Origin of the sequence: Algoriphagus aurantiacus (assembly GCF_035156405.1) — a bacterium.
In the GTDB taxonomy this organism is placed as follows: domain Bacteria; phylum Bacteroidota; class Bacteroidia; order Cytophagales; family Cyclobacteriaceae; genus Algoriphagus; species Algoriphagus aurantiacus.
In genome coordinates, this window is the sequence record NZ_JAXRUT010000013.1 from 46,710 (window position 1) to 65,121 (window position 18,412).

At 34.5% G+C, this 18,412-nt stretch carries 19 protein-coding genes; 9 read left to right on the forward strand and 10 right to left on the reverse strand.

Annotation, left to right across the window (positions count from 1 at the left end; all coding sequences use genetic code 11):
- Positions 1-6 precede the first annotated feature (6 nt).
- Positions 7-1,056 (forward strand): nucleoid-associated protein, encoded by a 1,050-nt coding sequence (locus tag SYJ56_RS13765; RefSeq protein ID WP_323835002.1) that lies wholly within the window; start codon positions 7-9, stop codon positions 1,054-1,056.
- A 178-nt stretch (positions 1,057-1,234) separates the two neighbouring features.
- Here SYJ56_RS13765 and SYJ56_RS13770 read toward each other — a convergent pair whose 3' ends face one another.
- The 4 genes from SYJ56_RS13770 to SYJ56_RS13785 all read right to left on the reverse strand — a co-directional run bounded on the left by SYJ56_RS13770 (position 1,235) and on the right by SYJ56_RS13785 (position 5,952).
- A complete protein-coding gene (locus SYJ56_RS13770) occupies positions 1,235-2,329 on the reverse strand; it encodes a pentapeptide repeat-containing protein (protein ID WP_323835004.1) in 1,095 nt (364 codons plus the stop codon).
- 240 nt (positions 2,330-2,569) lie between these two features.
- Positions 2,570-3,922: a hypothetical protein gene (locus SYJ56_RS13775; protein WP_323835006.1), complete on the reverse strand. Its 1,353-nt coding sequence runs from the start codon at positions 3,920-3,922 to the stop codon at positions 2,570-2,572.
- A 13-nt stretch (positions 3,923-3,935) separates the two neighbouring features.
- Positions 3,936-4,919: a hypothetical protein gene (locus SYJ56_RS13780; protein WP_323835008.1), complete on the reverse strand. Its 984-nt coding sequence runs from the start codon at positions 4,917-4,919 to the stop codon at positions 3,936-3,938.
- 7 nt (positions 4,920-4,926) lie between these two features.
- Entirely contained in the window at positions 4,927-5,952 is a 1,026-nt protein-coding gene (locus tag SYJ56_RS13785; RefSeq protein ID WP_323835009.1) for a hypothetical protein, read from the reverse strand.
- Positions 5,953-6,666: 714 nt separating this feature from the next.
- Between SYJ56_RS13785 and SYJ56_RS13790 the strand changes: the two genes are divergently transcribed.
- The 5 genes from SYJ56_RS13790 (at position 6,667) to SYJ56_RS13810 (ending at position 10,374) form a co-directional block, all read left to right on the forward strand.
- On the forward strand, positions 6,667-7,068 hold the full coding sequence (locus SYJ56_RS13790; protein WP_323835011.1) for a helix-turn-helix domain-containing protein: 402 nt from the start codon (positions 6,667-6,669) through the stop codon (positions 7,066-7,068).
- On the forward strand, positions 7,069-7,350 hold the full coding sequence (locus tag SYJ56_RS13795; RefSeq protein ID WP_323835013.1) for a helix-turn-helix domain-containing protein: 282 nt from the start codon (positions 7,069-7,071) through the stop codon (positions 7,348-7,350).
- Positions 7,351-7,397: 47 nt separating this feature from the next.
- The gene (locus tag SYJ56_RS13800) at positions 7,398-8,273 is read left to right on the forward strand and encodes a nucleotide-binding protein (RefSeq protein WP_323835015.1); all 876 of its coding nucleotides are present in this window, start codon (positions 7,398-7,400) and stop codon (positions 8,271-8,273) included.
- 264 nt (positions 8,274-8,537) lie between these two features.
- Positions 8,538-9,653, forward strand: coding sequence for a sensor histidine kinase (locus SYJ56_RS13805; RefSeq protein ID WP_323835017.1), 1,116 nt, complete (start codon positions 8,538-8,540; stop codon positions 9,651-9,653).
- Entirely contained in the window at positions 9,646-10,374 is a 729-nt protein-coding gene (locus SYJ56_RS13810) for a LytR/AlgR family response regulator transcription factor (protein WP_323835019.1), read from the forward strand. The genes SYJ56_RS13805 and SYJ56_RS13810 overlap by 8 nt, the downstream gene beginning before the upstream one ends.
- Positions 10,375-10,429: 55 nt before the next feature.
- Here the strand turns inward: SYJ56_RS13810 and SYJ56_RS13815 are convergent, their stop codons facing one another.
- From SYJ56_RS13815 to SYJ56_RS13835, 5 genes are read right to left on the reverse strand one after another with little or no spacing between them, the layout of a single operon-like run.
- The gene (locus SYJ56_RS13815) at positions 10,430-11,188 is read right to left on the reverse strand and encodes a carboxylesterase family protein (RefSeq protein WP_323835021.1); all 759 of its coding nucleotides are present in this window, start codon (positions 11,186-11,188) and stop codon (positions 10,430-10,432) included.
- A gap of 42 nt (positions 11,189-11,230) precedes the next feature.
- Complete coding sequence (locus SYJ56_RS13820; protein WP_323835023.1) at positions 11,231-11,842, reverse strand: hypothetical protein; 612 nt, start codon at positions 11,840-11,842, stop codon at positions 11,231-11,233.
- Between the two features lie 41 nt (positions 11,843-11,883).
- Positions 11,884-12,831: a Cif family virulence factor gene (locus SYJ56_RS13825; RefSeq protein ID WP_323835025.1), complete on the reverse strand. Its 948-nt coding sequence runs from the start codon at positions 12,829-12,831 to the stop codon at positions 11,884-11,886.
- A 42-nt stretch (positions 12,832-12,873) separates the two neighbouring features.
- Positions 12,874-13,941, reverse strand: a complete 1,068-nt coding sequence (locus SYJ56_RS13830) for an alpha/beta hydrolase-fold protein (RefSeq protein ID WP_323835027.1) — start codon at positions 13,939-13,941, stop codon at positions 12,874-12,876.
- 49 nt (positions 13,942-13,990) lie between these two features.
- Positions 13,991-14,935 (reverse strand): hypothetical protein, encoded by a 945-nt coding sequence (locus SYJ56_RS13835; protein ID WP_323835029.1) that lies wholly within the window; start codon positions 14,933-14,935, stop codon positions 13,991-13,993.
- A 549-nt stretch (positions 14,936-15,484) separates the two neighbouring features.
- Between SYJ56_RS13835 and SYJ56_RS13840 the strand changes: the two genes are divergently transcribed.
- The 3 genes from SYJ56_RS13840 to SYJ56_RS13850 all read left to right on the forward strand — a co-directional run bounded on the left by SYJ56_RS13840 (position 15,485) and on the right by SYJ56_RS13850 (position 17,545).
- Positions 15,485-15,865, forward strand: coding sequence for a hypothetical protein (locus SYJ56_RS13840; RefSeq protein ID WP_323835031.1), 381 nt, complete (start codon positions 15,485-15,487; stop codon positions 15,863-15,865).
- A gap of 51 nt (positions 15,866-15,916) precedes the next feature.
- Positions 15,917-16,654 (forward strand): class I SAM-dependent methyltransferase, encoded by a 738-nt coding sequence (locus SYJ56_RS13845; RefSeq protein WP_323835033.1) that lies wholly within the window; start codon positions 15,917-15,919, stop codon positions 16,652-16,654.
- A gap of 237 nt (positions 16,655-16,891) precedes the next feature.
- Complete coding sequence (locus SYJ56_RS13850) at positions 16,892-17,545, forward strand: DUF2490 domain-containing protein (protein ID WP_323835035.1); 654 nt, start codon at positions 16,892-16,894, stop codon at positions 17,543-17,545.
- Between the two features lie 36 nt (positions 17,546-17,581).
- Here the strand turns inward: SYJ56_RS13850 and SYJ56_RS13855 are convergent, their stop codons facing one another.
- On the reverse strand, positions 17,582-18,319 hold the full coding sequence (locus SYJ56_RS13855) for a phytanoyl-CoA dioxygenase family protein (protein ID WP_323835037.1): 738 nt from the start codon (positions 18,317-18,319) through the stop codon (positions 17,582-17,584).
- Between the last annotated feature and the right edge of the window lie 93 nt (positions 18,320-18,412).

Here is an 18,412-nt window from a genome sequence, read left to right on the forward strand (position 1 = left end):
TGAAATATGTTAGATTTTATTAATTGTAATATTAAAAATGTAATTGCCCATCAAGTTGGTAATCAAACAAATGATGAAGATCTAATCCTTTCTGAATCCTTATTGGACATTGACGATTTACGACTAAGAGAACTTCTTATTAAATTCTTTCTATACCCATTCAAAAACACAGAAGAATATTACCGCTTTAACTTTTCAGATGGAGATTTAACACTAAACCCACTATACCAATATTCAAACAGTATCTTTTCAAACATTGATAGCTTTAAAGATAAAAGCGATAGTATTGCACTACTATTATATGAAATAGCCATTCATCCCAATATAAAATCAGGTGACTTGTTCGTGACTACCTTTGAGAATATAAAAATTGAAGATAAATCAGTAAATGCTTTAGGGATTTTTAAATCTGAGAAAAGGCATGAGTTCCTGAAATTAAATAAAAAGACTAAGGGATTTTCTTTGAAATATGATGATGGAATAAACATAGATGACCTTGATAAGGGTTGTTTAATATTTAACACTGAGAAGGAAAATGGCAATATTTTGTGTATCGTAGATAAATCAAATAAATCCAGTGAAGCACATTATTGGAAAGATTTATTTTTAAAAGCATCTCCTATTCGAACTAATTATCATGAGACAAATCAATTTCTAGGAATTACAAAACATTTTGTATCAAAACAATTAGTTAACAATTCAGAAATTTCAAAATCAGAGCAAATTGACTTACTAAATCGTTCAGTAAATTACTTTAAAACTCATGAAGAATTTAATAAAGGTGAATTTGAAAGAGATGTTCTTTCTGACGAAAAAATAATTACATCTTTTAGAGAATTTGACAAGAAATTTCGAATTGAAAATGAAATAGAATTAAATGATAGATTTGAAATCTCTTCACAAGCGGTAAAAAAACAAGCAAGGGCTTTTAAGCGTGTACTCAAGCTTGATGAAAATTTTGATATCCATATAAAAGGTGACAAAAAATTAATTGAAAAAGGAGTAGATACAGATGGACGTAAATATTATAAAATCTACTATAATGAAGAAAAATAGATTAAATAAGCGTATTCAATATATTCTTACATCCCAATAATAATTCGCTAGTTAGTTAGTCTACCCTAATCATTGTCTAGTGGATAAAACCTTCAGTAAATTATTTTCCAACAAATTGCTCTTGACTCTTACCAAAACCAATCTGTTTGTAATCAAAATAAAACTTAGATTATAACAACTACGACATAACTCCCGATTCCTGAAGTTGCTTATATAGATCAGGATTCGTTTCTTTGAGTTGATTAAATTTCAGTTTTTGCTCCAGAAGTTTTTTTTCTGCCTTTGATTTTTTATCAATTTCTTTTTTCCAATTCTCCACAGATTCCAAAATTTCGGTTTTAAGACTATTCAATAAGTGAACTTGATTTTCGTAATAAAAAATAGGTAACACCGAATCAAATCTTTCCCAATGTTCAAACATCGAATATTCCTCTTCATTTTTTAATAATATAGGGATTACGGGCACAGAAGGAAAAGAGGGGATTATAACTGACAACTCTTGTGGAATACTCTTTGCATCAGTAAGATCAGCAATTACGAATTTTGACAAATTTGCCAATAGCTGAACTGTTTCTGTAAAGTCGCGATTGTCTGAAGGTTCAAAGTCAAAAATAATTGGAGCTAAATCATTTTTTTTTAATTCATCCCTTAGCGCATCTAAAACATCCTTTCTTTCTTTATAAAATCGTCCTAGAATTAGAACAGCTTTAGAAGTTACAGTATGAATCACATTCCTAATCTCTTTATTTGTTAATAACAGATAAACAAATTGTGCCATTTTTAAATCATCTACTGTTACTTGCGGTTCTCTATCTCTGGTAATAACGAGTCCAGATTGATTTGCAGGTATTCCTTCCAAATTCCATGTGGAGATACCATGGACTAAAGCTTTATGGAATGATGCACCTTCTATCTTGGTCTGAGAAAAAAGGGACATCTGGAGATTAGAATGACTTAAATCTGCTCCTCTTAAGTCAGCACGACCTAAATACACTCTATCTAAATCTGCTTCTGTAAGATTTGCGTTTGTGAGATTTACTCCATTCATGTTTGCCCTGTAAAGTTGGGCTCCCTTAAGATTTGCCGACGTAAGATTTACTTCTCTTAAATTCATTCGGCGTAAATCCGCATTATGCAGATCTGCACCCGACAAATCCATTTGAAATAAATCAGCAGATTTCAGATCAATTTCTTCTTTAGGATTGTCTTCCCGCCAACTATTCCATTCTTTTACATTCTTTTTGAGTAAATCAAGCTGTTTTTGTATGGCCATTTCGCTTTTATTATTACCTCATTAAGTTACGTAAAATGATAATTTTAGAGACCCCGACTGGGTGTAGTCAGGTAGTTTGTCTAGGTGTGTTTTGAAGCTACGCCTTACTTTTTTAACCAATTTCCAATTGTTCTAAACGTGCTATTTATCAATAATCCACTTTAATCTGACCATTCAATCCTGAGTAATTCTGGCACTGGCGATCAGTGAACACTTCTCTAAAAGTCCATATTATTTAAATTAGTTATTTCCTTTTTTCCTCTCTATAATGCGATCTTTTGCGCTCTCAATTTCATTTTCAGTGTTTATATTATTTTGGACTTTACGGTCATTTGCCAATTTTTGCTCTTCATCAGTATTATATAATTTTATAGAACCAATTTTATTTGTTAGCCCTTCATCACTGTAAACTTCGGCAATTTGTTCACTAAATGAATAGCTGAATTCCTGCTCTTGGGTGTCTTGTGGAGTGTTCTGGGACGCTAATGTTCTTCTCTTTTTAACAGGTTCCATCTTCACTTTTCTCACCATAAATACAACAATATTATTAGGGCTTCCACCATAATAAGATAATTCTTCTTTTAGACTTTCTGCTTTATCCGGGCTAATTTCTAATAACAATTTTGCATATCCCAACTGAGGTTCTTCGTTTACATTAAATTCAAATTCATTTTGCCCAACATGAGTTCCGAAAACATCTTTTCTTATATCTCCCTTAAATTTGGAATCTAAAGAAATCGAATTAATGTCGATATGACTGGCGCCTTCTTTAAGAACAATAGCATAACCTTGTTTTTCAAAATCATAGTTATCAAGAGTGCATGCATTAACATAATAAAATTCTAATTGGTCATCTGGCAAAAAGGAATTACTCCAATTTATTAAATGATCTAAGTTGTTTTTGGTAAATTCCTTATATATTTCCAAGACTCTAAATTCATCGGCGTCTCTACCGCCCCAAGTTATAGCACTACCACCATAGCCAGCATTAGTATTTACAAAATATTTTTCTTTTCCTTTTTCACTTAATGTATTATAAGAGATGTCTTGTAAATAAGTCTGGATACCATATTGATCCAATTTGTATTGCTTTTCAGGTTCATTTTGGGGGTAAAACTTTTTATAAAGTATATTTTTATCGATTCCTTTTAATGCATCTGACTTGTATTTGGCACGTACCATTTGAAAATATAAACGTTGGTGTCTTTCAAATTCATTAATTCTTTCAACCATTTCTTTATTATAATCATAATTTCTAGAAGTATATTTTCCAAAAGAATTTATGGCACCAATTCGAGGCAATCCATTGTGCTTTTGAATATTAATGACCTGAAAATCGTCTGATTCTGATTGCAAAACGACAAAGTCTTCAGGATTTAGCTTTGGAAGGTAATCTTCTTCATTGTCTTTTGAGGGTTTTTTATTTCCGGATGAAATTCTTTGTTTTATTTTTTCAGCCGATAATTTTTCAACTGAATTAATAACCTCCTTTGCTGAATTCTTCAATTTTTCCCCTAATTTTTGCGCATTAGCTTTAGGTAAAAAGATAAAAGCCAATGTTGCTATTATTATTGATGCTAGTATATTCTTCATACTTTAATTGTTTTTAGTAAAAAATCAAATCGTCATAGTCCAGTTCTCCTATTTTTTGTGTTAATGCGATGTCCTTATATAATTCAATTCTTGGACTTGCTATGTTAAAAGTAAAATCTTGATAAAATTTAATTTTCCTTACAACATATACTAAACTTTCATCTTGCAAGATTGGATTTGCCATTTCTGGGCTAATTTCATAAAAAACAACAAATGCCTCTGAGGAAAGTATCCTTTCATAATTGGTTTTCGGTTTATAGATAAGATCACCCAATACTGAGGTATTAGGGCTCTCAGGAGTTAAAAAAGCCCCTGACAGCGCATTTTTGTAAGGTTTTATCCTGTCGTAATTTAATTCCAGATTATGAATGATTCTTTCAACAGACCAATTATATATGTTTTTAACGTTACTGAAATCCAGACTTATTAATAGACCTTGGTTCTCTAAATCATACATTACCTTGCTTAAAGTTACATAATAAGCTTCATCTTCTTCATTTGGAAAAAATTCTTCTGTCCACTTTTTTAAATCATTAAGATTATCTGTTACGAGTGAGCGACGCTTTCTGTTCTTATCAAATATATCATCATCTCTATTTTCATAATATTTTGAATACCCTTCTTTTGTCATTAGCTTTTTTGAAATAATGCTAAATACACTAAAAGACGAACTAACCTCAGCACTAAAAGGGTCTTTGTTATTTATGTCCATTAAAGGGTCATCCCATCCTAAAAGCTGTTCATTTTTAAAATCAAGTATGTTTTTATAATTCCCATAAGAAATATAAACATCGGTCATAAGTTGGTCTGATGTGTCCAACACGCCAAATCGAGTTAATCCATGAAAGGCCTGTAATTCAATATCATTGAAATTTTCATTTGGGGCTTTATATGTGATTTTATAAGAATTTTTATCGATTAATCCTTGAGAAAAAACTGATGTTTTTACCAAAAAAATTACCAAAATCAATAAAAAATATATTTTTATATGAGGCATTATTTAATTATTCATTTTCAAATATTAAATCCTCCAGATCGATATCACCTATTTTTTTTGTAAGCTCAAAATCTTCATATACTTCCACCAAAGGACTTATCACATTGTATAATAATTCCAATTTCGGGTTATACCTGAATGAATTGTCTTCAATCCTATCATTTATACCTCTATACATCCTGATTTCTAGAACCATGTAAGCATTTCGATCTCTGTCCCCATAATTATTTTTGCTAAAACTTTCCTCCAGTATTTTGGCATCGGATTCAGACATTTCAAATAATATATTTCCCTTGTTAGTAAGTATATCCGCTACGTCTCTATTATAGTCAGATTTGGGCTTAAATTTTATATCAAAGTTTATAGGGGGTCTAGGGCCTAATGTAAAAGCGTTTTGATTTTCACCTAGACTTAAAAAATAACCTTTTCCCTCAAAGTTATATTTGCCAAGAATAACCTCAACTACTCTATATCCTATTAATTCATTATTTGCCCAAAGTGTGCTTGCCCATGCACTTAAGTCAACATATTCTGTTTTCAAAAATTCTTTATAATCTGCGACTCTGTCAATACTTGTTGCTGGACTTCCATCACTATTCCAAGGGTGAAAGAATTTGTTTTCAATTCGAGTAGTTCTCAATGCTTGAACAACTAAAGCTAGATGGTTTTCGGCAAAAAGAGGGATTTTTAAATTATCAGGAACATTAATGGTAGAAGACAATTTTAAACTGGCAGGCATATTCTCATCAAGTGTTTTATAGTATTCAGCTAAATATCTCAACTCAAGCAAATAGAAATATTTGTTGATTTCGACGCCATCTTCATTATTATTAACATTGATTTTCTGGAATGTTCCGGGGTTAAATCTAATTTGTTGAAAAACACCAAATTTAGGTAAGCCGTTAAAAGTAGGTATTTCTATTCTAGAATAATGGTTGTTCGTTGGGGAATAGATTATTCTATTTTCTTGAGCAAGGGAAAAATAATTAGGGACAAGTAAAAAAAAGAAAATTAGTTTACTAAAAGAATTCATTTCACTGAAAAATTAGATTAATAGAAAACCAAACATAATTAAAAAAATTTGGAAAATGATAAAATTAAGTTCTAAAATATTTACTTTTATTTTAAATTATTATGATTTACTAGGTAAATGTTAGAGTGTAATTGGGATAGACAACTACCAGTCTTGGTGTAGTAGATAGTACTCGGCATTGGTTGTAGTTTTTCTGCCCTACTCCCGACAACTGTCTGGGATTGGCCCAAGGCTAGAAATACCCCTGCAGCGGGTTGTTTTTTAACGCCTTGTCCTACCCAAATATCCTAACCAATTTGCAATTGCTTTAGCAAAATCAATCACCAATAATCCACATCAATCAACCCTTCCAAACCAGCGTACCTGCCGTGGTGGGATTTCTTGCACTAGAATGCAGATAATCCTCTGGATTTTCCACAATCCCAGCTCTGATAGGATTATCGTGAATATATTTCATCCTACCCCATTCTTCTAAAGAAACTATTTTCTTTGTTTTCTAATCCAATTCCATCCTTGGTCTGGTAAGTAGCCATTAGAATTATTAAGATCTACTCCCGCTCGGCGTATTCAGAACTCTGTTTGTAACAATCAACCAGAAGTCATGGTCAATTAAAACTCTAGAGATTTTGCTGAAATGCCCCAAAAGCCTTAATTTAGACTAATAGGTTAATATTTTAAACAAAACACCGGATTATGGTACATGCTCAGCGAATTATGAGAATACTAAGAGAATCCAATGATTATTCTCAAGAATATGTTGCTAATGTTCTTAACATTGCTCAAAAGACCTATTCCAGTTTGGAATCTGGGAAAACAAAAATCACATTAAACAGAATTCGAGAGCTTGCTGATCTTTATAAAGTCAAACCGGAATATTTTTTATCAGAGGATTTACCTGTAGTAAATTACAATACAGGAACTTATAGCCGATCAGTGATTGCAAAAAATTCCTATGAAGAAAAAAATGATGCTCAATCTCAACAATTGTATGAAAGAATCATTAAAGAAAAAGAAATTCATATTTCACATCTGGTCGAAGAACTGGCGCAACTAAAGAAGGAAAAAATGGAGATCTTTGAATTACTGAGAGCTAACCTATCCAAAACAAAGCAATAGATGAAGAATTCAATTTTGAAAAGACTCAGAGAAGAGTTCAAATACGATGTGGATATTCTATCTGCAAAAATTGATTCCTCACCCCAGGAGTATTTGGAAATAGAAAATGGACTTCGTAGGCTTGATTTATTACAAGCTGCTCAACTAGGTGAGCTTTATGAGGTAGATCCAAGACATTTGCTGGAAATGGCTGAAAGTATTAATTATAATATTGGAACATACAGTAGGACTATATATACCACTAACTATTTTGAGGGTAAAGAAAAATCAGAGTTTGACTGATTATAATCCTCCGCTCAATTGCGGGAATTTTAAACCATCAACAAATAATGGCGCAAAAAAGAAATACTACTCAAGCACCAAAGCAGACTGCAGTGCTTACTATCAGCAATTCTGATTTTGTAAGCAAATTGGAAAAACGAATTGAAATAGGTGAAGAATTATCTGGACGTATCATTTCTAATCAAGCCGACCTAGCTATTGCCAAATCTGCCTTCAATTTATGGTCAGACTATAACAGTGAAATGCTCAAACAAGTGTTCAATTTTGAAACTAATGATTACATGGCTTCATATAGTCAAGCTGGCTACTCGTTTATAGGACAAATGGGGGAAGTCCAAGGCAATCCTATACAGACTTTTAAAAATTTGGTTACTTATAAAGTAGATAATCTGAAAAGTTTACTATCAAGAGCTGAATTGCTAAAATCTGAAGTAAATATTGATGCCCTAATTTCAGTTCCGGTACCCATAAAATCTCTTTCTAAAACAGAAGTATTTATCGTTCACGGACATGACGAAGCAGCGAAAAACAAAACAGCACGCTTTATTGAAAAATTAGGTTTAAGACCAATTATACTTCATGAGCAAGCAAGTGGGAGCAAGACTGTAATTGAAAAAATTGAAGCGTATTCAAATGTAGGTTTCGGGATCGTACTGTACACACCATGCGACATTGGTGCTAAAAGTGAAGATAAACCTAATTTGAAAAATCGGGCAAGACAAAATGTTATTTTTGAGCATGGCTTTTTAATAGGAAAAATTGGAAGAGAAAATGTATGTGCCTTAGTTAAAGATGAAATTGAAACCCCTAATGACATTTCAGGAGTTGTTTATGTAAAAATGGATAATGACGATGCTTGGCATCTAAAGGTTGCTCGCGAACTGCGAAACTCTGGTTATGAAATTGATATGAATAAATTATAAGCTATAATTCACTTCGGTGGAGTCAAATCGTAAATTTTGCCCCCGTCTGGGGGGAGTCGTTCGCCTAAGCGTAATTTGTAACTACGCTTTCATATTCTAATCAATTTGAAATTGATCAAAACGAGCTATCCTCAATACTGTAAATACCATACGTCAACTAAAATATTCCCTGTGTCAATATTTTTTATGGTATTTGTGTTGATAGAAGAATACTATTTCTATTTTTATTATTTTAGTCAAAATTAGTAACTAAAAAAGATTGGAGTGAATATCACTTTAAAGAATAGTTGGTTCTATAGGTACAAACTATATCATCTTCCCTTTTGGGCATTATATCATTATTTATGGCTAACCTATTACGAAGAGAATATTACTGCATTTACCAATTTTTCTTTTCCGCCCTTGGCGATCAATTTTTTGTTTTTTGTAATATTTCAGGCCTTGGGTGTATATTTTTGCCTGTATTTTCTAATACCCCGGTTACTTGAAAAAGACCGTCTTTTATTATTTCTGATTTCTGTTTTTTTAACAATTTTAGTTGTTTCATTGATCCTCATGTCAGGCTACTTCATTGGAACCGAATTGTTTGGATATGATCCTTACGAAGTTCACTTTAAAAATAAATCACCTTGGGTTATTTTTAAAAACAGTGCCTTACCTTCTACTGTTTCAACAATGACATTTGGAATGAGTATTAAGTTAGCAAAAAGCTGGTTAATTTCTCAGAGCAGGAGGCGGGAACTGGAAAAAGAAAAACTGGAAACAGAACTTAAATTCCTGAAGTCACAGTTCAATCCCCATTTTCTGTTCAATACAATTAATTCCATCTTTGTTTTAATAGATAAAAATACAGCGATGGCGTCAGAATCCCTTGCGAAATTCTCCGGATTGTTGCGTTATCAGCTTTACGAATGTAATGAATCACAGATCCCTCTTGAAAGAGAGATAGCTTATATTCAAAGTTTTATTGAATTAGAAGAATTACGGCAAAACGCAAATTTTGAGTTGCAAACAGATTTGGCAAAAAACACAAACAACCTTGCTATAGCACCTTTTATACTTATGCCCTTTATAGAAAATGCATTCAAACATGTGGCAAAAGATGGTAAGGATACTAAAAACTGGATTAAAATAGTAATGCATATAGAGAATAATCAAATGGCGTTCAGCGTGAAGAATAATGTATGCAAAAACGGAATATCTGAAGTCGATGTGGTAAAGTATAATGGATTGGGATTAAAAAATGTGCAAAGAAGACTGGATTTATTGTATCCGGATGCGCATAAAATGGAAATAATAGAAGCAAATGATGTTTTTGAAGTGAGCCTTCTGTTGCATTTAAAAGAAAATCAGAAATTTGAAAAAGCAGTAAATGATTAAATGTATAGTCATAGATGATGAGCCTTTGGCCAGGGAATGCATTGTAAATTATATCAATGAAGTTGATTTTTTACAAGTGGCAGGACAAGGCAGTACTCCCCTGGAACTCACCGAAATTTTAGATAAAACGGTGATGGACCTCCTATTTTTGGATATTCAGATGCCGCAAATGAACGGTATTGAATTTTTGAAAATTTCCGAAAGCCTGCCCATGGTTATTTTAACTACGGCATACCCCAGTTATGCCTTAGAAGGCTATGAACTTAATGTGCTCGATTATTTATTAAAACCCATAACTTTCAACCGCTTTTTTAAAAGTGCTTTAAAGGCAAAAGAACAATACATGCTGCAAAATCAAACACTCAATACGCAGCAAACCCTGATTACAGATATTTATTTCTTTATCAAATGCAATGGAAAATATGAAAAGGTTTATTTCGATGCTATTCTATTTATACAAGCCATGCAGAATTATGTGATTATATATACAAGAGAACAAAAATTTATCACACTCCTTAATTTAAAGTCCGTTGCCCAATACCTGGATGCGAATATGTTTTTGCAGGTTCACAAGTCATACATCGTTTCTGTTCCGAAAATAGATAGGCTTGAAAGTCATGAGATTATGATACATGACCATAAAATACCTATAAGCCGAAACTTCAGAAAAGAAGTTGTGGAACAGATAGTAGGAAATAAGCTGTGGAAAAATAATCATTAATTTTTCTTTTTCATGCACTTCAAAGGTTCCACGGATTGTATAGTTTCAGGCCTGCTTATTTTCCTCGTTCATATGAAAAAAGCCAATTACCCAGCTCTTTTTCTTGGGATACATTTTCCCAACTGTTGTGTTTTACCCCCGGATATTCAGTGTATTTTACTTTCTTACCTCCCAATTTCACAATTTCGTTATATATCTCCCTTGAGAATCTGACAGGAACAACATCATCCATTTCCCCATGAAATATCCATAGTGGTGTAGATAGCATTTTATCTGCCACATTTATACTTGAACCACCACAAACAGCATAAGCAGCTGCAAATTTCTCTGGGTAATTGGATAATACAGAGAAAACACCAAATGCTCCCATTGATATGCCGTAGATGTAAAGCCTGCTAGTATTGATATTATATTGTTCCACTAATATATCTACTAATTCCATAACCTTCTTTTGTGCATCACCATTGGTATTATTCCATGTATCACCCCAACCCAGATTAGCTTCTGTTGTTTTGGGGCTTAAGACAAAAGAGGGATTTATACTCTGAATAGATTCTTTGTACCATAGAATATCCCGGGATACAGTATCAGTGCTTCCGTGCAGGTAAACAATAAGAGGATAGGATATATCAGGATTATAATTTACCGGCTTAAACAGGCCATACGGCATTCCTTTATACACACGTTGTTCATAACCCTCATATTTATCAGAGAGTTGGGCTTTCATAGACTGCATAGAAAGTGCTGAAATCATTATAAATAAAACCCCAGTTTTCCAAAGACTTTTGTTATAGGTTTTTGATTGTATTTTCATTAGTGATATTTTTATAATTGATCTGATTTCTATCCTCACTAATTATTTTGTATCTATTCTGACAAATGTACCTCCGTAGAAATAGCCCGTTGCTTCGTTTTTGTCATTATACTGTATAGATTTCAAATCATATTCATTTTCTGAAATCCACTTGTAGGTATATAGTCTGTAGGTTCCTTCTGCCTCGTCAGCAAACGATATTTTTAAGGTGACGTCACCATTTTCGTTTACTTTTCCTTTTCCAACACCTGCTCTCGTTGTTCCAAAACTTGACAAATGATCTACTTCCTTTTTCACTGGATTGTAGGACCAAAAAATGTGTCCGTATGGAGGAGTCCCATCAATTACCGCAAGGAGGCTGTTATCTGTATTAAGTTCCTTGCACACGGTATGATGATTTGGAATTCTTATGTTTTCTGTTCCGTTTCCCCAGTTTTGAGACCAATTGTCATCCTTTAATGTCCATTCTCCAATAAATTTATTGAAAGGGTTTTTCGTTTTTTGTTGCAACCTTCCTGAAGCCATCATATCGTTAGAAACCAAGGTGGTCTCTTGTGAATAACCACTATTAGATAAAAAAATTAACAGAAGGAGAAAGTTAAATTTTACAGGTATATATTGCATTTTGCTTTTAAGGAAAAAGAGATTATTCATAGATAAAGGGGACTTGGTATTATGATACATGCTATTATTACCTAATATTGTGCTTTGTCTCTATTGCCTATTTGCCGGTGCATTAGGAGGACACCATTTTCATTTCTTTTCATAAGATTTGACATCTTACCTTGAAAATTTCCGCCCTGTACTGAATCTCCTAGCCCACCTTTATAATGCCCATTAATAAACACATAATCCCCTAGATCATATATTCTACTATAGGTATGGTTAACAATATAGGGGGTGGCTGGAGTATAGGTCTTCAACATTTTTGGACGTATTACTTCCATCCCTACACGAATAGAATCGAAATTTGACATAAGGACTGCATCTTTTGTAAATCCGTTAGCTCTTGCATTACCATCCCCTTCAGCTACAGCTTTCAATAATAAAGCATCATTTTCTTCGATTTCTCTTAGCAGTTCTTTTTTAATATTTTGGTGGTTTGGTACAAAATTACTTTCTTGAACATGAACAGATGCATAGGGTACTGCCTCAGGTTCAATATATGTATCCGCACCAAAAGTTTCTGATACAATTGTTAATTTTCCTTTTATATCTTTTTCCCACAAGATCATGTATTTGCCTGTAAATTCAGCCGGTGATTCGTTAGCGGATAAATAATCTAATCTGAATGTGCCAATTTCAAGGAGATGGTCTGAGTATGCTTCAACCATAAATATTTTTTTCTTGTATGCCTTTACATCCCCTGCTTTAAACCAGTCATTAAAGAAATTTTTAAGTTTTTCTTTTTCAAATATGGCTGGTTTGTACTCTGGAAAATAGGCAAGCTGTTTTGAATACAACTCCATCAAAGATTTTGTATTTTCAGCTTTGTATAATTGCTCTATTCTACTGTTTATCTCTTCTATTTCAGTTTTATAATCCTCCACGTTTTTTTGTATTATACTTTGACCATTGGAAGCATAATTTATTGTACTGAATAGTAGGATTGTGATTAGGGTTATCTTTATACTATTTTTCATAAATTTATTGGGTTGAGTTATTATATAAAGTGGGTTTTTAAATTAATCTTCAAACACTAGGTTTCTCGCCAAAAATGGAAGTACACGGGCATAGAACCGACCGTTTTCTGTCCAGTTTCTATTGTATTGATTGCCGTTGTACTCCTCCGCCTCATGTTCTATACCCAAATCCTCAAGCTTTTGGCTGAACGCTCTATTGGAAAGTACATGAGCCTTTGTTGGATCAAAGCGGCCCCAATCGAAAGCAATGCCCCGCATAGTTCTTAGGTTGGAAGCATATTTATCAAGAGTCTCATCAAGGAGGAATCCCACCTGCGCTTTCCTTGTATTTACAGGATGAGGCTTTGGTTCATTGTTCTCAAATTCTACCCAAAAGTCGCAGTAAAATGGTGGCCGGTTTGGGTTTGGTAGGAAAGCCTGTGCCATGGAAACAAATATTTGTTCTCGACCATTAGGTAGGTCTGCCCAGGATTTAGCCTGATGGATTTTCTTCCAATCTACCGGAATTGACCCCCAAGGTTGGGGGCCGGAGCCAGTAGCCACCGGATGTAATGCATACGATACACTAAAAATATCAGCATGCATCATGGCAAGTTTTAATGCCCCGTAGCCGCCAAAAAAGTCTCCTGCAAGGGCACGGCTGTTTCGGTTAGGGAGGGTACGGAATTTACTGTCAATAAAAGGCACAAGCTCCTCAATTATAAAGTCCATCCATCGTCCGCTAGTTTGGGAATTTCCGTAAATACTTCCCGTTGTTGGAGTGCTGAAATCTGCCGCCACGAGTATAAATTCCTTTACAACTTCATTTGAAAAGCCCCTTTCTAAAAAGCTTACGAGGTTACCATCTTCAAACATTTGTGCTGGACTCCAGAAAATATTATGAAGATAATACACAACTGGGTAGGACCTGCGAGATCCGGTGTAGCCCGGTGGCAGGTAAATTTTGATACTGCGGTTTGGATCCAGGCCGATACGGTTTTCCTGGAGTATGGTAGAAACAAGGGTCTCTGTAACTACCGAACCATGTTTTACTTCCTGCGCAAATACATTTGAATGGTTGCTTATAAATGCTGTGAATAGAAGCATCCATATTAATTTTGTTTGGGTCATAAAGCTATGTTTAGAGCATTAAAATTTAGGATTTGTAGCATCAAAAGTTTTATTCCACGTAATCATGTGAGCCTGCATGCCTGAATATTTTAAGGGATTTATTGGGTTGTCTTTTCCAAAGCTTTATGCCTTTTCCGGCTGCGCTGCCAGCGTAAGTATCTGTGCTCCATTTCACATTGAATGTTCCATATTCCAATACATAATCCTCAGAATATTCATAGTATAAGGTTCCAAGGGAAATGGAGTCAATGTTAACCTCTCCACGACTGGTATATTCAATAAAATAAGGTTTGATCTTTTCAATTCCGCTTACTATGGGTTCTGCGAAAGGCATAAACTTTGCATCCTGTGTGTATAAATCAGATTTTAAACTTCCTGCCCTGCGTCTAACATACATTTCATCCAGGGCTTTAAAAGCTCGTAATTCTACAGGAATTTCATGTTCTGAATAAGGTGCTGTTTTATCTGAATTTGATTTTTTGATTTTCACTGTCAAGGAAGCTGGGTTTTCGACCTGATGAAAAGAACCAAATAGTTCGCCTTTTAGCTTAAAGCCGCCATCAGGTTGAAGAGCCCATATATTCCAATACTTGCCATTTTGAGTTAAAAGAGAATCATCATTTGTATTGGTGTATTCCTTTGTAAAAGTTCCTATTTCAATAATGGTAGAGTCAAGTTCTATTATTTCATTGGCCGTTCTATGGTAATTTTTGATGCTTTGCCTTTGAAATATTTCTTTATAAAATGACTCAATTTCTCCAACGCCCATTAGTGGCGGCTGGTATTCAGGCATACTTATGGCATTTTTGGTATAGACGTTAAGGAAGGTTTTCAAATCATCATTTTTCTCAGCTTTGGTTAACGTATTTGTTAATTCCTGAAGTTGCTGAGCAATATTTTCCTGGTTGGTGGTCTCTTGTGTTTTTTCTTGAGTGCATGAAGCGAACAGAAAGAGATATATGATTAAATTACTTATTAGACTGATTTTCTTCATGTATGTTAAGCGTTTATTAAAGATTGTTATGGTGGAAATTATGAGATTACTCAGATTCTTAATTGTAACAGTTCCAAAAGTATAGTTCGAATAATTACATAAAAAAAGATATTGACCACCTACAGGTACCCATGTACCAAATGCATCCTTAAATTGATAACAAGCAAAAACATTTCAGTTTCTGTTTGGCAATCTATTACCAGTCCTCTCACAGACCTTGATTTATTTGACACTGGATTGGAATAACGGTTTGGAATATCTGTTGAAGAATTTCTCCCCATGATCCTGGCTGAATTTGCTGTGGTGGAAGGGGGGTAATTGAGGGTGATTCTATAATCATTACAGACCGGATAATGAAGAATGGTTTCGTGGACTTTTAGAGGATAAAAACGAAATATTTGGTTTGGCACTGAGGCTGGCATCCTTCAAAACGAGAAACCGAGGGAGGTGTGTGGCGTTACGATGGGAAAACCTTTAAAAACTTTTCAGAGAAAGATGGTTTGATCCAAGACGGTGTTTTGAGTATTTTAGAAGACAAGCTGGAAATTTATGGGTAGGCACGAGGAACACTGGCTTGAGCGGATTTTATGGAAAAACATTTACCAGTTTATCGGAATAAGAGATATTGGAAAAGGATCAAATGAAATTGCGTTAAGAAATGAAGAAACCGGTGGATATGGAGGGATTTTGATAAGAAGCGTATTTGATTCTAAGACAAATAAACTTTACAAGGGACGTATGGTGTGTGCGATGATACTATTCAGTGGCACAAGTGCATTTGAATCCACAATCCCGACATCAATAATTCAATATACTTTTGAAAAGAAGGATATTAATCTTAACGCACGAATTGGTATAGGCCAAAATGGAGAAGTAAATGGAGCAGATAAGCATGCATATCAGTTCTTCATAGCACCAATCAGCAAATAATACCCCCACTGAGCGGAGATTTGGCGTTGAGCTAGGAAACAATTATTATTTATGAAAGACAACTTTTCAACACAGTCAGACAAATATGCCAAATACAGGCCGACATATCCGTCAGACTTATTTTCATATCTAAACTCAATCATTCAGAACAAACAATCTGCTTGGGACTGCGGTACTGGAAACGGACAAGTTGCTTATGAATTAGCAAAAACTTTTGATAACGTTTATGCAACCGACATTAGCCAGTCGCAAATTGACAATGCTTTACAAGCAGACTATATTTCATATTCAGTTCAGCCTGCCGAGAAAACCAATTTTGATAATAGCTCATTTGACTTGATTGTCGTCGCGCAAGCCATTCATTGGTTTGACTTTGAACACTTTTATAATGAAGTAAGACGAACAGCAAAAGAGAATGCGTTGCTTTGTGTGGTAGGCTATGGCAAAGTTGAAGTTTCCGAACAAATTGACGTCTTAATCGGGGACTTTTACGAAAATGTTATTGGCGAATATTGGGACAAAGAACGAAAGTATATTGACGAAAACTATAAAAGCATTCCGTTCCCATTCAATGAAATCCAAACACCAGATTTTGTAAATACACAACATTGGACCTTAGGTCATTTGATTGGATATCTGAATACTTGGTCAGCTGTAAAACATTTTATCCGACAAAACAACTATAATCCAATTGACAAATTAAAAGCAGAAATTGAGCAACTATGGGACAACGACCAAACTAAAGAAGTCCGTTTTCCTATATTGCTGCGGCTAGGAAAAATTACATAATAAACAAGAGAATAAGCGTTGAGCTCGGTGTAGTTCCGTACAACAGTCGGAAGCAATTACACCTTTCTATCCTAATCAATTTGAAATTGATATTGATAGTAGGGACTCAGACGCTAGCATTTACCATCAATCCTGCTTTGGCTCCAATTACCCAGTCTGTGACTCGCAGAATAGAATAATCATCATAAGTTTGCTCTTTGAGGACGCAGACCACAGGTGCTCACAATACAATCAATAATGAAAAGACTGCTAATCATACTATTATTTGCACCCATATCGCTATTTGCTCAGAATACTGATTTTGGTAATTGGTGGATTTATTTTGGGGACAAAAAAATCAATGACAAATTCAATTGGCACCACGAAGTTCAGTATCGTAACTTCAATTTTATAGGCGACACAGAGCAGCTGCTCTTGAGAACGGGTTTAGGATATAACCTTTCGGAAAACAACAATAATATTCTTCTGGGATATGGTTTTGTTTATAGTGAACCTTATATCCAGAACACGGATGAAAAAACCAGTTTTAACGAACACCGGATTTATCAGCAATTCATTACCCGGCAAACGTTTGGACGCTTTGCTCTGCAACACCGCTACAGATTTGAGCAACGATTTATTGAAGATGACTTCAAACTTAGGCTAAGATATTTTCTTGCCCTTAATGTGGCATTAAACAAAAAACAACTCGCAGACAAAACCCTTTATCTGTCCACATATAATGAAATATTCATGAATACAGAACAAACATTTTTCGACAGAAACAGGCTTTATGGCGGACTTGGATATAGATTTTCAAAAAACGTTAGAACAGAAATTGGCATTATGAACCAATCCGCCAATAGTACTTCTCGAAATCAATTGAATATTATCACGTTTCTAAATTTTTAAATGAAAACTGGCTAATGTCGAATAGACGGGTGTATCCTAAACATCCAAAATATGGCTCCCCTTTTCCCCTATACGCTGTAAAGTTTCTTCTGTTATATACTTTTTTTGGTCTATCTGTTGGGGTTGCTCTCTTGTGCAAAAATAACTATGGATACTCCTACGTACACGGTCAGTTTGATTAGTTGTGCCGCCATGCCAAACGTGCGAGTTGAAAATAAACACCGACCCTGCGGGAGCTATAATCCGGATTTCGTCTGGATGTTTGTCAAGTGGGTCTGCCATCACTTCATCGGGCAAGGTGCTTAATTTATGTGATTCAGGCACGATTCGGGTAGAACCATTATAGGCTGTAAAATCGTCCAAAAGCCAAATACTATTGCATACTTTATACGAGCCATTCACGAACGTATTTTTCCAATCCACATGAAGTTTTTGAAGCCCTTGTTTAGGCTTTGCTGCCCGATAATTAAGCGAGGATAATTTGTATTCCTTTCCTAAAACCGCCTCAATACCCGCTAACACACGAGGATGCGTATAAAAAACATCGAAAATAGCGCCTTTATTGACCAAATTAGCCAAGCGGTCTGCCCCTTCTTCTTTGGGATGGCGGATGTATTTTGACTCTGCTAATTCTGCCCCTGCATCTTCACCTTCTGACTGCATCAATTCGTCAATCCTTACATTCACTTGTTTGACTTGCTCAGCAGTCAATAATTGACCTAAATCAACATAACCATAGGTATCTAAAAATTCGATTTCTTGTTTGGTAAGCATGTCCAGATATTTTTAGTCGTTAAATTATTGGAAGGTTGTAATGCGTCATGACCTTAGCAGGAAGTTACGAACTTCACTCAGTCTAAACCACAA